Genomic DNA, 17178 nt, shown 5'->3' with positions numbered 1-17178 from the left:
GCCCGGATGAGTTCATCATACGCGCGTCGTCCTTCGGGTGCCCGGCTTATTTCGGGCGGCGCGGATTGCCGTTGGTACGCGGTGTCCGGCGCGGTCGGGGTGCGCTGGCGGTCGGCGTTCGGGCCGACCGGCGCGGTGCCTGAAACACCGCGCGGATGCCACGTATCGGGTCCTTACTTCTTTTCCGGCAGGAACCAGTTCATCACCAGCGCGCAGATGCCGCCCGTCGCGACGCCCGATTCCAGCACGTTCTTCAGCGCGTGCGGCAGGCTGTTGAGAATGTCCGGTACCTGCGACACGCCGAGGCCGAGCGCCAGCGACACCGCGATGATCAGCAGCGCGCGGCGGTCGAGCTGGACGCCCGCGAGAATGTTGATGCCCGAGGCGGCCACCGCGCCGAACATCACCATTGCCGCGCCGCCGAGCACGGGCTCCGGCACGGCCTGCAGCACGCCGGCGACGACCGGGAACAGGCCGAGCACCACGAGCATCCCCGCGATCCAGATGCCGACATGGCGGCTCGCGACGCCGGTGATCTGGATCACGCCGTTGTTCTGCGCGAACACGGAGCTCGGGAACGTGTTGAACACGCCGGCCAGCAGCGAATTCGCGCCGTTGACGAGCACGCCGCCCTTGATTCGTTGCATCCACACCGGGCCTTCGACCGGTTCGTTCGAGATCTTGCTGGTGGCCGTCACGTCGCCGATCGCCTCGAGCGACGTGACGAGGTAGATGATCAGCATCGGCACGAACAGCGACCACGAGAAACCGATGCCGAAGTGCAGCGGCGTCGGCACCTGGAACAGCGCGGCCTGGTGCATGCCGGTGAAGTCGAGGCGGCCGAGGAACGCGGCCGCGAGGTAGCCGATCACGAGCGCGATGACGAGCGCGGTGCTGCGCACCCAAATGATCGGCACGCGGTTCAGCAGGATGATCGTGCCGAGCACGAGGCCGGACAGCGTCAGGTTCTCCGCGCTCGCGAACGTGCCCTTGGCCATCGCGCCATAACCGCCGCCCATGCTGATGAGGCCGACCTTGATCAGCGTGAGGCCGATCAGCAGCACGACGATGCCGGTGACGAGCGGCGTGATCAGGCGCTTCACGAACGGCAGGATGCGCGACACGCTCATCTCGACGAACGACCCGGCAATCACGACGCCGAAGATCGCGGCCATCACGGTCTCGACCGGCGTGCCCTGCTTGACCATCAGGCTGCCGCCGGCGATCAGCGGGCCGACGAAGTTGAAGCTGGTGCCCTGGACGATCAGCAGACCGGCGCCCAGCGGGCCGAAGCGCTTGCACTGGACGAAGGTGGCGATGCCGGAAATCACCAGCGACATCGACACGATCAGGGTCGTATCGCGGCTGGACACGCCGAGCGCCTGGCAGATCAGCAGGCCGGGCGTGACGATCGGCACGATGATCGCCAGCAGGTGCTGTAGCGCGGCGACGAAGGCGACCATCGGCGCCGGCCGGTCGTTCGGGCCGTAGACGAGGTCGCGGGCCGATGCTGCGGCGTCGGCGCCGTGGGCGGCGGGTTGGGCGGAGGAGGCGGGTTGCATGGCGAGCGGGCCGGACAAGGTGGAAAGTGCGGCATTTTATCCGAAGGGCCCGCCGTCGCCGTCGGGGCGCGCGGCAATAGCCGGGATCCGGCCGACGGCGAAAACGGCGACGGATCGGCGCCCGCTTGGCCGCGACCGCGGCGCCCGTCGATCAGCGGGTTTGCCGGGAGGCGACCGTGGCCGTCGTCGCGGTCGCGCTGAAGCCGGGCAAATCGGGAATCCGCTGCGCCATGAACTGCAGGAACGTGCGGGTCCGCAGCGGCAGATATCGGCGCGACGCATACACGAGGTGCAGCGCATGCGGCGGAACCATGTCCCACTTCGGCAGTAGCCGGACGAGCTGCCCGGTGTCGATCAGATCCTGGACGAGCCACGCCGGCGCGCTGCCCACCGCGTTCCCGGCCAGAAAGCACTCCCGCAGCGCAATCGAGCTGTTCACGCGATACCGGCCGCGTACCGGGACGGCGACCTTGTCGTCGCCGCGGGCAAATTCGAGTTCGCTTCCGATGATGTCCGCGCGCGCGTAACCGACGTACTCGTGCGCCGCCAGGTCTTCCGGCCGGCGGATCCTGGGTGCCTGCGACAGATACGCCGGCGCGGCCACCAGCAGGCGCGGCGACGACGCGATGTGTCGCGCGACGACATCCGGCGGCAGCACGTGACCGAGGCGAATGGCGACATCGACGCCTTCCTCGACCAGATCGATCACGCGATCGGTCAGGTGCAGTTCGACGTCGATCTCCGGCCACGCGGCGAGGAATTCGAGCACGAGCGCGTTCAGCCTCAGCTCGCCCAGCCCCAGCGGCGCGTTGACGACCAGCTTGCCGACCGGCCGCAGCGTTTGCCCGCGCACCTCGGCCACGGCGCCGGCGTATTCGTCGAGCACGCGCTTGCAGCGGTCGTAGAAGCGGCGGCCTTCGTCGGTCGGCGCGAGGCTGGTGGTCGAGCGTTCGAGCAGGCGGACGCCCAGTTCCTTTTCGAACGCGGCGACGATCTTGCTGATCGTCGGCTGGCCGGTGCCTTCCTCTCGAGCGACCGCCGAAAAATTGCCCAGCTCGATCGCGCGGACGAACACGCGCATGGATCGCAGCGAATCCATCTTATTCCTTTATGGCATGAACCCTATTCAAGTTTCCCATGTTCCGGCGCAATTGGGCATGACTTAACGTTCGTGAACCTTCAACCCTTGATGAGGAGTCGACATGAACGAGGCAACGCAATCTTCGACACTGGACGGTGCGCACGTCGTGATATTCGGTGGGAGTTCCGGAATCGGTCTTGCCGCCGCGGCCGCCGCGAAGGCGAGGGGCGCCACCGTCACGCTGGTCGGCCGGACCCGCGCGAAGCTCGAGGCGGCCGCGCAAGCGATCGGCGGCGCACGCATCGCGGTGGGCGACATCGCGGACAGGCACGCGGTGCAGGCCGTATTCGACACGATGACGCGCGTCGATCACCTGGTCGTCACGGCCGGCCGCTTCATCGCCGGCAAGCTCAGTGAGACCGATCCCGATCACCTGCTCGGTGCGATACAGGAGCGTATCGCCGGGCCGGTCTACGCGATCCGGGCCGCGTTGCCGCTGATGCCTGCGACCGGCTCGATCGTGCTGACTGGCGGGCAGCTGGCGGATCGCCCGGCCGCGCAAGGCACGTCCGTCATCGCGGCGGCCGTGCGCGGTGTCGAAGCGCTGGCGCAGTCGCTCGCGCTGGAACTGAAGCCGATTCGCGTCAATGTCGTTGCGCCCGGCTTCGTCGAGACGCCGCTGTACGACGCGTTCGGCCCGGAAGCGCGCGATGCGATCCTGGCGGGAGCGGCCGCGGCGCTGCCGGGCGGCCGCGTCGGGCGCGCCGACGAAGTCGGGGACGCGATCGCGTTCCTGCTGGGCAACGGCTTCATGAACGCCGAAATCCTGCACATCGACGGCGGCGGCCGGCTGGTCTGAACCGGGCGCGTTGCGTGGCGTCAGCCGGCCGCGCGTGTTTTCGTGCCGCGCGCCGGTGTACGCGGTGCGCGGGCATCGGGATACATGCGCTGGCACACGGCAATGACCGTGTCGCGCAGGCGGCGATGCACGGGGTCGCCGTGCATGCGCGGGTGCCACAGCGCGGAGACGAGGATCGCGGGCAGGCGGACCGGGATCTCGAAGCTGCGCAGCCCGAGCGTTTCGACGAGCCCCGGCGAGAACGCGTTGCCGAGGCACGAGCGCGGCACGAGCGCGATCAGGTCGGTGCTGGCCGCGACGCGCATCGCATCGGGGTAGCTGGGGACGACCACGCGCACGGTCTGGTCCGAGCCGGACCGGTTCGCCGGCTCATCGGCCGGTCCGCTGAAATCACCGAGCTGCGCTGCGATCACTTGACGGCAGGCCGCAAAGCGCGCGGGCGTGATCCTGGCCGACGCGAACAGCGGATGTCCGGCGCGCGCCACCGCGACGTGCCAGTCGTGACCGAGCATGCGCGTGTGCAGCTCGGGCGCGTCGTCGCCGCGCTTGCCGATTTCCAGATCGACGGTGCCGTCGCGCAGCGCTTGCGGATCGCGGTCGGGCTTGGGCACGAAGCGGATGCGCACGTGCGGTGCGACTTCGCCGATCGCGGCGACCACCGGGCCGGACAGCATTTCCATGAACGACGCCGCCGCGCGAATGGTGAACGTGGCGGCGAGCGTCGCCAGGTCCACGTCGGCCGTCGCCGGCCGCAGCACGGCGCGCGCGTCGCTTGCGATCGCATGTACGCGGTCGCGCAATGCCGCCGCGTGCGGCGTCGGCACGAGCTTGCGCCCGGCGCGCACGAGCAGTTGATCGCCGGTGGAAAGCCGCAGCCGCGTCAGCGTGCGGCTCATCGCGGACGTGCTCAGGCCAAGCCGGCGCGCGGCGCCGGTCACGCTGCCTTCGGACAGCAGCACGTCGAGCGCGGTGACGAGGTTCAGGTCGATGTCTTCCATGCGGACAGGATACGCCATTGCTCGATCTGGCATGGCGTCTGATGCAACTATCGATTGCATCCGGTGCGTCTGGCGCATGGTTCGGTGCGCGCCTATAGTGGGCGCATCATGCAACCCGGCAAAGGCGGAAACCATGCAATCGACTGAATCAAACCGGAACGCCCCCGCGATCCTGCTCGTTGCGGCCTCGCGCGGCCTCGGGCTCGCGATGGCGGAGGCATTTCTCCGCAAGGGCTGGAACGTCACGGGGACCGTGCGCGAAGGATCGGGCCGCACGAAGCTGCACGATCTGGCGGACCGGTTCGACGGCCGGCTCGAGATCGAGACGCTCGACATCTGCGAGCCGGTGCAACTGGCCGCGCTGCGCGAGCGCCTGTCGGGCCGGCGCTTCGACCTGCTGTTCGTGAACGCGGGGACGACCAACGATCCCAACGAAACGATCGGCGAAGTGACGACCGACGAATTCGTGCGCGTGATGATCACGAATGCGCTTGCGCCGATGCGCGTGATCGAGGCGCTGCAGGATCTCGTGACCGCGGACGGCCTGATCGGCGCGATGTCGTCGGGGCAGGGCAGCGTCGCGAACAACGTCAGCGGGATGCGCGAGGTCTATCGCGGCAGCAAGGCCGCGCTGAACCAGTTCATGCGCAGCTTCGCGGCGCGCCAGGCCGGCACGCCGCGCGCGCTGGCGCTGATGGCGCCCGGCTGGGTCCGCACGGAGCTGGGCGGGCCCGATGCGCGGCTGACCATCGACGAGAGCGTGCCGAGCCTCGTCGACGTGCTGATCGCGAAGCGGGAGCGCCCCGGGCTCGAGTATCTCGACTATCTGGGGCGGACGGTGCCGTGGTAAGCGGTGCATCTGGCATGCATCGGGAAACGCCGCACTTCCAGTGAATCGCGATCCGGGCGATCATGCCGTTGCTCGATCGCCGCGACGTGTCGCGCTACATGGTGCAGCCGGACACCGGCACGGCGACGCCACCGGGAGGCACCCGATGAATCCGTTTCAATTCCGTACCGTTCCGACGCAGATCGTCGAATTCGGCGCCGCGCGCCGGCTCGGCGCGTTGTTGCGCGAACGCTTTCCGGCGCTCGCGCGGCTGTGCGTCATCACCGATGCGTTCCTGCATCGCAGCGGCGTGCTCGCGCCCGCGCTGGAGAGCCTCGCCGCGCACGGCTGGCAGGTGACCGTGATCGACGACGTGATCGCCGATCCGCCCGAGCACGTGGTGCTCGAAGCGACCGAACGGGCCGTCGCGGCCGACGCCGAGCTCGTGCTCGGCCTGGGCGGCGGTTCGTCGATGGACGTCGCGAAGCTGATCGCGGTGCTCGCGCCGGGGCAGCAGGCGCTGGCCGACATGTACGGCGTCGACAAGGTCGCGAGCGCGCGGCTGCCGCTCGTGCAGATGCCGACGACGGCCGGCACGGGCTCGGAGGTCACGGCCGTGTCGATCGTCACGGTCGGCGAGGCGCGCAAGATGGGCGTCGTGTCGCCGCACCTGTTTGCGGATGTCGCGATCCTCGACGCCGAGCTGACGCTCGGCCTGCCGCGCGCGGCGACGGCCGCGACGGGCATCGACGCGATGGTGCATGCGATCGAGGCCTATACATCCGCGCGGCTGAAGAATCCGGTATCCGACATGCTGGCCGTGCACGCGCTGACGCTGCTGTCGCGCAACCTGCTCGCGGCGTGCGACGACGGCAGCAACCGGCCCGCGCGCGAGGCGATGCTGGTCGGCGCGATGTTCGCGGGGCAGGCGTTCGCGAACGCGCCGGTCGCGGCCGTGCATGCGCTGGCCTATCCGGTCGGCGGGATCTTCCACGTGCCGCACGGGCTGTCGAATGCGCTCGTGCTGCCGCACGTGCTGCGCTTCAACGCGCCGGCCGCCGCGCCGCTGTATGCGGAACTCGCGGCGATCGTCGCGCCACAGGCGACGGGCAGCGACGAAGCGAGGACGCATGCGCTGATCGACGAGATCGACCGGCTGATCGTCGCGACGGGCATCCCGCGCACGCTGCGCGAGGTCGGGATCGGGGAGGGCGACCTGCCGAGGATGGCGTCGGACGCGATGCTGCAGACGCGCCTGCTCGTGAACAATCCGCGCGAGGTGACGGAGGCCGACGCACTGGCGATCTATCGGCACGCGTGGTGATGCGGCCGGCGTGAGCGGTCGACGGGCCGCGGCGCGATGCCGCCGGCCGGGTGCCGTTATTTCAGGTCGCGATCCTTGCAGGTCGGCTCGAGCTCGCCGTCGAAGTACTGATACAGGTGCACGAGCAACTTGTTGGCGCCGACCTTGCGCCCGAGGTAATGCGTGCCTTCCACCGACGTGCAGGTCGAGAGCGCGAGCTGCAGCCCGCCGTCGAGCACGGCTTCCGGGCGGGCGCCCTGGCGCACGAAGCGCGCGGTGCCGACCACGCCGAAACCGCGCGTGTCCGCCGCCACCGACTTCGGCAGCGACAGTGCATACGCGGCGATCGTGCGGTCGTCGTGCAGCGCGTCGAGAATCTGGTTGGCGGGCTTGCCGGCAGGCCCGGTGATCGTCGCGCAGCAGCGCGGGATGCCCTTGTCGTCATCCGGCAGCACCTGCAGCGACGTGCCCGCCGCGAGGTGCGTGTTCGGCGTGTAGTAGACGCCGTCGGCAATCACGCCGACCTGCTGCGCATGCGCGGCAACGGAGACGGCGAGTGCCGGGGCAATCAGGAGCGGACGAAGGGCGCGAATGGGCATGATGGCGGCGATGATACACGTCGTGCGCGATCAGGCGCGCGATGCGTCGGCGCCGGCGGCCACCACGTACGCCGATGCCTGCTTCGTACCGTCCGGCTTCGTCTGCAGGTACACGCCCTGGATCTCCGGTTCGAAGCCCGGCAGCGCGTTGATCCCGGCTTCGAGCGCGCGGAAGTAGTCGAGCGCGGGGCCGCCCCACGCTTCGCCGGGCACCACGCAGAAGATGCCGGGCGGATAGGGCAGCGCACCTTCGGTCGCGATCCGGCCTTCGATGCGATCGAGCGTGACGAGCTCGACGTTGTTGCGGATCAGCTCGGTATTCGCGGCTTGCGGCAGCATCGCCTGCTTCGGGAACTGCGCGCGCCGGAACATCTGCTTCTGCAGGTGTTTCATGTCGTGGCTGCGGTAGAAATCGTGCATCCGCTGGCACAACTGCCGCAGGCGCATGGTGCCGTACAGCTCCGGATACGCTTCGCACAGCGACGGAATCGCTTCGCGCAGCGGCGTGTCCTGGTCGAGATGGCGTTCGAACTGCGCGAGGTGCGCGACCAGATGCTGCAGCTTGCCGAAGCTCTCCGACGGCGTGAGCAGGAACAGGATCGTGTACAGGTCGGCCTTCTCGGGCACGACGCCGTGCTCGCGCAGGTAGCGGGCGAGGATCGGCGCCGGCGCGCCGAACGGCGCGTACTCGTGCGTGTCGCGATCGATGCCCGGTGTCGTCAGCAGCAGCTTGCACGGATCGACGAAATACTGGTTGTCCGCATAACCTTCGAAACCGTGCCAGCTGTCGGCCGGATGGAAGCGGAAGAAGCGCAGGTCGTCGACGATCTGCTCGGTCGGGTAGTCGGCCCACGGGCGGCCGTCGACATGCTGCGGAATGAACGGACGGATCTGCCGGCAGGTCTTCAGCAGCAGCTTGCGCGCATCGACGCCGTGCGCGACGCAGTCGCGCCACAGGCGCTTGCCGGCCGGGCCCGCGTGCATCTGCGCGTTGACGTCGAGTGCCGCGAACATCGGGTAGAACGGGCTCGTCGACGCATGGATCATGTACGCGTTGTTGAAGCGCCGGTGATCGCAGTAACGTTTCTGGCCTTCGATGTGGCTGTCCTTCTTGTGGATCTGCGACGTCTGCGAGAAACCGGCCTGCTGCTTGTGCACCGACTGCGTGACGAGGATGCCGGGATCGTCGGGGCCGAGCGTCAGCATCAGCGGCGAGCAGTCCTGCATCATCGGGATGAACTGCTCGTAGCCGACCCACGCCGAATCGAACAGGATGTAGTCGCACAGATGCCCGATCCGGTCGACGATCTCGCGCGCGTTGTAGATCGTGCCGTCGTAGGTGCCGAGCTGGATCACCGCGAGCCGGAACGGGCGCGGCAGGTCGGCGCGCTCGGGCGCGACGTCGCGGATCGTGTCGCGGATGCGCGCTTCGTCGAGCGCCGCGTTGTCGACGCCGCCGATGAGGCCCCACGCGTTGCGTGCGGTCTCGAGGTAGACCGGCCGCGCGCCGGACAGCACGAGCGCGCCGAGGTGTACCGACTTGTGGTTGTTGCGGTCGAACAGCACGAGATCGCCGGGCGCGAGCAAGGCGCTCGTGACGACCTTGTTCGACGTCGACGTGCCGTTCAGCACGAAGTAGGTCTTGTCCGCGTTGTAGATCCGCGCGGCGTTACGCTGCGCTTCCAGCGCGGGGCCTTCGTGGATCAGCAGGTCGCCGAGCCGGACGTCCGCGTTGCAGAGGTCGGCGCGAAAGATCGTCTCGCCGAAGAAGTCGAAGAACATCCGGCCGAGCGGGTGATTCGAGAAGAACTGGCCGCCCTGGTGGCCGGGGCAGTCGAATTCGACGTAGCCGCGCTGCACGTAGTCGCGCATGACCTTGAAGAACGGCGGCAGCAGGTTCTCGCTGTAGATGTCGGCGGCGGCGGAGATCTGCCGGCCGTAGTAGTGACGGCCGCCGTGCCCGAGCTGGATCACGCCGCTCGCGCCCGGCAGGATCGACGGCGGCACTTCCTGGTCGGGCTCGACCGCGACGAAGAACGGAATCGCGAAGCCGGTTCTTTCAACGGCTTTCTGGACTTTCTGCGCCGCATCGATTCCGACGACGATTGCCGCGATATTCGTGAAATCGGTCTGAAATACGTCGACCTGTTCGTGCGTGGTGAGGAAGGCGCCAATCAGCGCCGGCTCGACTGCGATTTTCAACAGGCTCACGCGAATTCTCCCGAAAATGTGCGGAAGCGGGCGCGGCATTCGCGCCGGTACGCAATCCATGCGTAATCCGGCATGCGCCGCAGCCGATTCAAATGCTCCCGCGAATGCTGAATGCCGAATGCGCTCCGCGCCAGCTGGCCTTGCGCGGCGGGGTGCGGCCGCCACCGGTCAGCGCACGGCGCAGCCGATCCTAGCAACAAAACCCGGCGAGTTCAATCGAGCGGAAATGACAATGTCATTGCAGGATGAGAATGATCAAGTTATCTCGAATTTAAATGCTGCGGTGCACATGAAAATGATCAAATCATGAAATCCGATTTGAAAGCGACCGACGTTTTCGCCGAATCGTCGGCTTTTCATTGAAAGTCGTCTATGGCATAGTCGGCAGCGAATTGGATGGCGAATCAAACCGGAATTGCGAGCGTCTCATGTCGCCGCCCGTGGCCTGCGTCCGGGTGCTCGCGAGACGAACAACCCCAATGAAGCAACGGAACAACGAGGGCAACATCATGAATACGTCCGTCGGTGGCATCCGTCGTCTCGGCATGCGTGCGCTGCTGGTCGACGACGAGATCACGCAGGAAACGGCAACGGGGCGCGCGGTCCGCACGCTGAGCGCGGAGCTCGTGCAACGCGACATCGACGTGCTCACGGCGACCTCCGCCGACGATGCGATCGTATCGATCCGTTCCGATCCGTCGATCCAGTGCGTGCTGCTCGACTGGGATCTCGGCGTGGACGGCCACGGGCCGTCCGAGGCCGTGGTCGACGCGATCCGGCAGCGCAATGCCAACGTGCCGATCTTCCTGCTGGCCGACCGCAGCGTCGCATCGACGGTGCCGGCCACGGTGATGGGCAAGGTCGACGATTTCGTGTGGCTGCTCGAGGATACGGCCGACTTCATCGGCGGGCGCATCCACGCGGCGATCGAACGCTATCGCGCAACCGTGCTGCCGCCGATGTTCGGCGCGCTCGCGAAGTTCTCGCGCGTCTACGAATACTCGTGGCATACGCCCGGCCACACGGGCGGCACGGGCTTTTTGAAGTCGCCGGTGGGCCGCGCGTTCTTCGAATACTTCGGCGAAGCGCTGTTCCGCTCCGACCTGTCGATCTCGGTCGGCGAACTCGGCTCGCTGCTCGACCACTCGGGCCCGATCGGCGAAAGCGAGCGCTACGCGGCGCGCGTGTTCGGCGCGCACCGCACGTATCACGTGACGAACGGCTCGTCGACGTCGAACCGCATCATCCTGATGGCGAGCGTGAGCCGCGACCAGATCGCGCTGTGCGATCGCAACTGCCACAAGTCGGCCGAGCATGCGATGACGATGTCGGGCGCGATCCCGACCTACCTCGTGCCGACCCGCAACCGCTACGGGATCATCGGGCCGATCGCGTCCGAGCGCCTCACGCAGGCGGCGATCCGCGAGGCGATCGCATCGAACCCGCTCACGGCCGGGCTCGCCGATCGCCAGCCGAAGCACGCGATCGTCACGAACTCGACTTACGACGGCCTGTGCTACAACGTCGCGCGTGTCGAGGAGCTGCTCGGCGCGAGCGTCGACCGCCTGCACTTCGACGAAGCGTGGTACGGCTACGCGCGTTTCAATCCGATCTACCGCGACCGCCATGCGATGCACGGCGACCCGCGCGACCATCATGCGGACCGGCCGACGGTGTTCGCGACGCAGTCGACGCACAAGCTGCTGACCGCGCTGTCGCAGGCGTCGTACATCCACGTGCGCGACGGCCGCAACCCGATTCCGCATGGCCAGTTCAACGAAACGTTCATGATGCACGCGTCGACGTCGCCGAACTACGCGATCATCGCGTCGAACGACGTCGCGGCCGCGATGATGGACGGCCCCGGCGGCGAAACGCTGACGCACGAGTCGATCGAGGAGGCCGTTGCGTTCCGGCAGATGATCGCGCGGATGAGTGCCGAGTACGCGGCGAAGGGCGACTGGTTCTTCGAATGCTGGCAGCCCGACACCGTACTCGAGGCGCGCACGGGCCGCACGCTGCCGTTCCATGATGCACCGCCCGAGCTGCTCGCGAGCGACCCGTCGTGCTGGGTGCTGCGCCCGGGCGCGCAATGGCACGGCTTCGGCAATATCGAGGACGGCTACTGCATGCTCGATCCGATCAAGGTGTCGATCGTCACGCCGGGCGTCGCGCCGGCCGGCGGCCTGATGCCGGTCGGCATCCCGGCGAGCGTCGTGACCGCGTATCTCGATGCGCGCGGGATCGTCGTCGAGAAGACGACCGATTTCACGATCCTGTTCCTGTTCTCGATCGGCATCACGAAGGGCAAGTGGGGCTCGCTCGTCAGCGCGCTGTGCGACTTCAAGCGCGACTACGACGCGAACCTGCCGCTCGACCTCGCGATTCCGTCGCTCGCGAAGGAGCATGGTTCGCGTTATGCGGGCATGGGGCTGAAGGACCTGGCCGACACGATGTTCGCGGCGATGGAGCAGCTCGGCACGACGCGGCTGATGTCGGAGGCGTTCTCGATCCTGCCGACGCCGGAGATGAGCCCGGTGCGCGCGTACGAGCATCTCGTGCAGGGCCGCGTCGAGCAGGTCACGCTCGACGAACTGGCCGGGCGCACGGTCGCCACCGGCGTCGTGCCGTATCCGCCGGGCATTCCGCTGCTGATGCCGGGCGAGAACGCGGGGCCGGCCGGCGGCCCGGTGCTCGGCTACCTGAAGGCGCTCGAAGCGTACGACCGGCGCTTCCCGGGCTTCGCGCACGACACGCACGGCGTGGAAGTCGAGGACGGCACGTACCGCGTGTACTGCCTGAGTGCCTGACCGGACGAACGAGCGACCGGCCGCGCGGCGGCCTCACATCGAAGGATCGACATCATGGAAAACGCAGCGCGCATGACCGACGCGGCCCCGGCGGCCGCGCCGAAGAACCGGATGAATGTCTGGCAGCTGACCATCCTCACGGCAGTCAACATGATGGGCTCCGGCATCATCCTGCTGCCGTCGAAACTCGCGCAGGTCGGCACGATCTCGCTGCTGTCGTGGATCGTCACGGCCGGCGGTTCGCTCGCGCTGGCCTACGCGTTCGCGCGCTGCGGGATGTTGAGTCGCAAGCCGGGCGGGATGGGCGGCTACGCGGAATACGCGTTCGGCAAGGCCGGCAACTACATGGCGAACTACACGTACGGGCTGTCGCTCGTGATTGCCAACGTCGCGATCGGCGTCACGGCGGTCGGCTACGGCACCGTGCTGTTCGACGCGACGCTGACGCCGCTGCAGACGGGCCTCTGGACCATCTTCCTGCTCGTGCTCACGACGGTCGCGAACTTCGGCGGCTCGCGCATCACCGGCCGGATCGGCGCGGTGACGGTGTGGGGCGTGATCATTCCGGTCGTCATCGTGTCGCTGATCGGCTGGTTCTGGTTCAGCGGCGCGACCTGGGGCGCCGCGTGGAATCCGCACAACCTGCCGTTCGGGCCGGCCGTCGGCGGCTCGATCGCGGTGACGCTGTGGGCGTTCCTCGGGCTCGAATCGGCGTGCGCGAACTCGGACGCGGTGGAGAATCCGGAGCGCAACGTGCCGATCGCCGTGCTCGGCGGCACGGTCGCGTCGGCGATCTTCTACATCGTGTCGACCAACGTGATCGCGGGGATCGTGCCCAATGCGATTCTCGCGGCATCGAACGCGCCGTTCGGCATCGCGTTCGCGACGATGTTCACGCCGACGGTCGGCACGATCGTCACCGCGCTGATGGTGATCGCGTGCATCGGCTCGCTGCTCGGCTGGCAGTTCACGGTGGCGCAGGTGTTCAAGAGCTCGGCGGACGTCGGTTACTTCCTGCCGGTGTTCGCACGCGCGACGCGCACGGGCACGCCGATCGTCGGCATGGTGATCCTGCTCGTCGCGCAGGTCGCGCTGGCGCTGATGACGATCAGCCCGGAATTGAGCAGCCAATTCCAGAAGATCGTCGATCTCGCGGTCGTGACGAACCTCGTGCCCTACGTGATGTCGATGGCCGCGCTGATCACGATCCAGAAGGTCGCGAAGGTGCCGCCAGCCAAGGCGCTGCTGACGAACGCGATCGCGATGGTGGCCACCGCGTACAGCTTCTATGCGCTGTTCAGTTCGGGCGAGCAGGCGCTGATGCTCGGCGGCCTGTGCGTGTTCCTGGGCTGGACGCTGTTCGGTTTCGTCAGCGCGCGTTTCTACCAGATGGAAGTCGACGCGCACGTGAAGGAGCCGGGGAAGTCGCTGCAGGCGTGACGGCGGGCGGCCATCGGTGACGGCCGGTGGCTGTCGTCGTTAGCGGTGGCGCTGCGTCAGCAGCGGCGGGATGGCCTGCTTCAGCAGATCGACGACGGCCCGCACGCGCGGCGGCAGCGGCCGCTGCGCATGCACGAGCGCATTGAGCGCGAAATCGGGGATCGCGTACTGCGGCAGGAGCCGGACGAGTTCGCCGCGCGCGAGCGCGTCGGCGCAGGCCGGGTGCTGCACCACGCCGATGCCGCCGGCGGCCACGATCGTGTCGAACATCGGTCGCCAGTGGCTCGTGGTCATGACCGTGCGGATTCGCGCGTGCTGGACCGCGCCGCCGTCTCGTTGCAGCGGCAACTGCTCGTTGGCGAAGACCCCCTTCACGCGAATGAACGGATGGGCCGTGAGATCGGCCGGCGTGTCGAGCGGGCCGTGCCGGTCGAGATACGACGGCGCGGCGACGAGTACGCGGGCGACCTCGCCGAGCGCGTGCGCGACGAACCCGCCGTCGTTGAGCTGGCCGACCCGGATCGAAATGTCGACGCCTTCGGTGACCGGATCGACGATGTCGTCGTTCAGCACCAGGTCGATGTGCAATTCCGGATACGCGGTGCGGACCTGCATCAGCACGCGCGGCAGCACGACCTCGCCGAAGCATTGCGGCGCCGCGAGCCGGATCGTGCCGTCGAGCGCGTGTTCCGTCTTCGATACCGACGCGACTGCCATCTCGGCCGCGTCGAGCAGCGCCTTGCTGCGCTCGTAGAAGATGCGGCCTTCTTCCGTGCAGGTCAGCGTGCGCGCACTGCGCAGCAGCAGCCGCGTGCCGAGATGTTTTTCGAGTCGTTCGATGCGCTCGCTGACGGCCGGCTGGCCCATGTCGAGATCCCGCGCCGCGCCGGACATCGTGCCGCGCTCCACGACCCTGACGTAGATGCGCATCGTCGCCAACAAATCCATGTAGTCGCGCCTGTTGTCTGCTTGTGTCTGCTGGTCCGGTTCCCGGCCGATGACGACGGTCGTCGACGAACGACGATGCGTGCCGGAGCGTGTTCCGCTCGACGGATGGTACCAAAGCATCGTCGGCCTGACGGTGCGGGTTGGGCCGATACTGACTATCGGTTCGAAGCCGGCCGGTGCCGGCGGGCATGCAGTGTGCCGAAGCCGCGTGCGTTCAGCGGCGTCGTGCGCGAAAATCGGCTTCCGCGCGACCGACAGGAGACAGCGACATGACGCAACAGGACGAAGCCGGGCGCACGCGATGCGTCGCATGGCAGGTCGTGCAAACGTGGCAGTCGGCCGAATGGTGCCGGCTCGTGGAGTCGCGTACGGGAATCGACCTGTCGGGTTCGGTGTCGGGTGCGATCGACGGCACGCCGTTTCGCATCGACTACGCAATCGCATGCGGCACGGACTGGCTCACGCGCTCGGCGCGCGTAATCCGCTGGGTCGGCACGCTGCCGCCGCAGCAACTGGACATCGCATGCGAAGGAGGGCGCTGGACGATCGACGGTGTCGACACGCCGGCGCTCGCGGGCGCGACCGATATCGATCTCGGTTTCAGTCCGTCGACCAATACGCTGCCGATCCGGCGGCTCGCGCTGGCCGTCGGCGACTCGGCGGCGATCCGCACCGCGTGGCTGCGCTTCCCGGATTTCGACCTCGTGCGCGGCGAGCAGCGTTATACACGCACGGCGCCTCATGTGTATCGCTACGAAAGCGGCACGTATGCGGCCGATATCGCGATCGACGACGCGGGCCTCGTCACCGACTACGACGAATGGCGGCGCATCGGCGCGGCGTAACGCGTCACATCGCAATTCGGCGGCGCGTCAGCGCGCGCTGGCAACCGTCAGCTTGCCCGGAATCAGCTTCAGCGCGCTGAACGCGTCGGCGATGTTCTGCTGATACGCGACCGTCGCATCGGTAATGGGTTGTACGCCGTAGCCGGCGCGCTTGAGTGCGATTTCGAGCGTCGGCGCGTCGAGGCCGACGAGCGGCGACAGTTGCGTGGCAACCTCGGAAACGTGATCGCGTGCCCAGCGATCGGTCGCGTCGACTTCGTCGAGCAGCGCGCGCAGCACCTGCGGCTGCGCGGCCGCGTACTTGCGCGCGGCGAGGTAGTACTGCGTGTTGCGCACGAGCCCGTCGCCGTTCGCGATCACGCGCGCGCCGAGTTGCCGCTCGGCGGCCGCCAGATACGGATCCCAGATCACCCACGCATCGACGTTGCGTTGCACGAACGCGGCGCGTGCGTCGGCGGGCGTCAGGTAGATCGGCTGGATGTCGGCATACGTGAGGCCCGCACGTTCGAGCGCCTTCACGAGCAGGTAGTGAACGTTCGAACCCTTGTTGAACGCGACCTTCTTGCCGCGCAGTTGCGCGACGTTGCGGATCGGCGAATCGGGCAGCACGACGATCGCCTCGCCCTGCGGCGCGGGCGGCTCGTTGCCGATATAGACGAAATCGACGCCGCCGGCTTGCGCGAAGATCGGCGGCGTTTCGCCGACCGTGCCGACGTCGATCGCGCCGGCGTTCAGCCCTTCGAGCAGTTGCGGACCGGCCGGGAATTCGAGCCATTGCACCGCGACGCCCTGGCTCGCGAGACGCTTCTCGAGCGTGCCGCGCGCCTTGAGCACGACGAAGTTGCCGTATTTCTGGAAGCCGACGCGCAGCCGCGTGCCGTTGCCGTCGGCCAGCGCGGGCCGGGCCGCGAGCGGCCCGAGCGCGAGCCCGGCCAGCCCGGCGGCCGCGCCGTGCAGCCACTGGCGGCGGCGCGGGTTTGCCGGTGTCGTTTCAACGTCTGCGTGCGGTGTGTCGTTCATCGGAGCGTCCTGCGTGCGGGTTCACGGGCCGCGCGCGAAGGCGCGGCCGGCGCGGGCCGGCCCGCGCCGGATTCAGGACGATACGGCCGCGCGCGCCGGCGGCCAACCAATGAATGCGCATATGCAAATCAGCGGCGCTCAATCGGTGCCGGTGGCGCTTTCCTCGATCGAGTCGACGCGGTCCGGATAGAACGCGAGGTGCCCGCGAATCGCTTCGACGGCCGGATACGGATGCTCGTACGTCCACACGGCGTTGGTCGCGCGTTCACCGCCAGCCGGGATCGAGTAATACGCGCAGTCGCCCTTGTACGGGCAGTAGGTCGAATGGTCCGTGCGCTGCAGCAGCGACATGTCGGCGTCTTCACGCGGGAGGTAGAGCACGGCCGGGTAGCTGGATTCGCGCAATGCCAGCGCGCGGCGCGTATCGACGACAACTTTGCCGGCTACCTTGACCACCACGCGCGACGGATGCGGTTCGATCGTGATCGGATGATCGGGGCCCGGCGATTTGACGGGACGAGCGGGCGTATCGGGACTGATCGACATCGTGTGTCCTCCAGGAATCGGCGGCGCGACGGCGCCGGGCGGATCCCGGCGCGCCCGTGCCGGCGTTTGCCAGCCGATACGATGCGCCAATTCCGGAGAGTCTGCAGGGGGCCGGATTGACGGCGAC

The 17178-nt window shown here is 67.9% G+C and carries 14 protein-coding genes and 1 pseudogene; 7 read left to right on the top strand and 8 right to left on the bottom strand.

Features of this window, described 5'->3' with window-relative positions; translation table 11 throughout:
- Positions 1-173: 173 nt before the first annotated feature.
- Both ACN22W_RS24910 and ACN22W_RS24905 read right to left on the bottom strand, forming a co-directional pair.
- Positions 174-1562 (bottom strand): nucleobase:cation symporter-2 family protein, encoded by a 1389-nt coding sequence (locus tag ACN22W_RS24910; RefSeq protein WP_419689786.1) that lies wholly within the window; start codon positions 1560-1562, stop codon positions 174-176.
- A gap of 151 nt (positions 1563-1713) precedes the next feature.
- Positions 1714-2661: a LysR family transcriptional regulator gene (locus tag ACN22W_RS24905; protein WP_419689785.1), complete on the bottom strand. Its 948-nt coding sequence runs from the start codon at positions 2659-2661 to the stop codon at positions 1714-1716.
- A gap of 103 nt (positions 2662-2764) precedes the next feature.
- Between ACN22W_RS24905 and ACN22W_RS24900 the strand changes: the two genes are divergently transcribed.
- Positions 2765-3502: an SDR family oxidoreductase gene (locus tag ACN22W_RS24900; protein ID WP_419689784.1), complete on the top strand. Its 738-nt coding sequence runs from the start codon at positions 2765-2767 to the stop codon at positions 3500-3502.
- A 20-nt stretch (positions 3503-3522) separates the two neighbouring features.
- Here the strand turns inward: ACN22W_RS24900 and ACN22W_RS24895 are convergent, their stop codons facing one another.
- Complete coding sequence (locus ACN22W_RS24895; RefSeq protein ID WP_419689825.1) at positions 3523-4500, bottom strand: LysR family transcriptional regulator; 978 nt, start codon at positions 4498-4500, stop codon at positions 3523-3525.
- A 133-nt stretch (positions 4501-4633) separates the two neighbouring features.
- On the opposite strand from ACN22W_RS24895, the gene ACN22W_RS24890 reads away from it, so the two are divergent.
- The 3 genes and pseudogenes from ACN22W_RS24890 (at position 4634) to ACN22W_RS24880 (ending at position 6653) form a co-directional block, all read left to right on the top strand.
- The gene (locus ACN22W_RS24890; RefSeq protein ID WP_419689783.1) at positions 4634-5350 is read left to right on the top strand and encodes an SDR family oxidoreductase; all 717 of its coding nucleotides are present in this window, start codon (positions 4634-4636) and stop codon (positions 5348-5350) included.
- A 14-nt stretch (positions 5351-5364) separates the two neighbouring features.
- A pseudogene (locus tag ACN22W_RS24885) lies at positions 5365-5499 on the top strand (antibiotic biosynthesis monooxygenase); the annotation flags it as partial.
- Positions 5496-6653, top strand: a complete 1158-nt coding sequence (locus ACN22W_RS24880; RefSeq protein ID WP_419689782.1) for an iron-containing alcohol dehydrogenase — start codon at positions 5496-5498, stop codon at positions 6651-6653. The pseudogene ACN22W_RS24885 and the gene ACN22W_RS24880, both read left to right, overlap by 4 nt.
- A 56-nt stretch (positions 6654-6709) precedes the next feature.
- On the opposite strand, the gene ACN22W_RS24875 is transcribed toward ACN22W_RS24880, so the two are convergent.
- Together ACN22W_RS24875 and ACN22W_RS24870 are read right to left on the bottom strand one after the other, a co-directional pair.
- Positions 6710-7231, bottom strand: coding sequence for a hypothetical protein (locus tag ACN22W_RS24875; RefSeq protein ID WP_419689781.1), 522 nt, complete (start codon positions 7229-7231; stop codon positions 6710-6712).
- A gap of 30 nt (positions 7232-7261) precedes the next feature.
- A complete protein-coding gene (locus ACN22W_RS24870) occupies positions 7262-9442 on the bottom strand; it encodes an ornithine decarboxylase (RefSeq protein ID WP_419689780.1) in 2181 nt (726 codons plus the stop codon).
- A 509-nt stretch (positions 9443-9951) separates the two neighbouring features.
- On the opposite strand from ACN22W_RS24870, the gene ACN22W_RS24865 reads away from it, so the two are divergent.
- Positions 9952-12252 carry an Orn/Lys/Arg decarboxylase N-terminal domain-containing protein gene (locus ACN22W_RS24865; protein ID WP_129516981.1) on the top strand — a complete coding sequence of 767 codons (2301 nt, stop codon included), beginning with the start codon at positions 9952-9954 and terminating at the stop codon, positions 12250-12252.
- A 54-nt stretch (positions 12253-12306) separates the two neighbouring features.
- On the top strand, positions 12307-13692 hold the full coding sequence (gene potE, locus ACN22W_RS24860; RefSeq protein WP_129516982.1) for a putrescine-ornithine antiporter: 1386 nt from the start codon (positions 12307-12309) through the stop codon (positions 13690-13692).
- A 39-nt stretch (positions 13693-13731) separates the two neighbouring features.
- Here potE and ACN22W_RS24855 read toward each other — a convergent pair whose 3' ends face one another.
- Positions 13732-14640 carry a LysR family transcriptional regulator gene (locus ACN22W_RS24855; protein WP_419689779.1) on the bottom strand — a complete coding sequence of 303 codons (909 nt, stop codon included), beginning with the start codon at positions 14638-14640 and terminating at the stop codon, positions 13732-13734.
- Positions 14641-14909: 269 nt separating this feature from the next.
- Here ACN22W_RS24855 and ACN22W_RS24850 point away from each other — a divergent pair, with 269 nt between their 5' ends.
- Entirely contained in the window at positions 14910-15485 is a 576-nt protein-coding gene (locus tag ACN22W_RS24850) for a putative glycolipid-binding domain-containing protein (protein WP_419689778.1), read from the top strand.
- Between the two features lie 27 nt (positions 15486-15512).
- On the opposite strand, the gene ACN22W_RS24845 is transcribed toward ACN22W_RS24850, so the two are convergent.
- Positions 15513-16505 carry a sulfonate ABC transporter substrate-binding protein gene (locus ACN22W_RS24845; protein ID WP_419689777.1) on the bottom strand — a complete coding sequence of 331 codons (993 nt, stop codon included), beginning with the start codon at positions 16503-16505 and terminating at the stop codon, positions 15513-15515.
- Between the two features lie 138 nt (positions 16506-16643).
- Complete coding sequence (locus tag ACN22W_RS24840) at positions 16644-17051, bottom strand: DUF427 domain-containing protein (RefSeq protein ID WP_343490305.1); 408 nt, start codon at positions 17049-17051, stop codon at positions 16644-16646.
- Positions 17052-17178: the final 127 nt, after the last annotated feature.

The organism is Burkholderia theae (genome assembly GCF_048565265.1).
Lineage (GTDB): Bacteria > Pseudomonadota > Gammaproteobacteria > Burkholderiales > Burkholderiaceae > Burkholderia > Burkholderia theae.
This window is presented reverse-complemented; position numbering and strand designations above follow the sequence as displayed.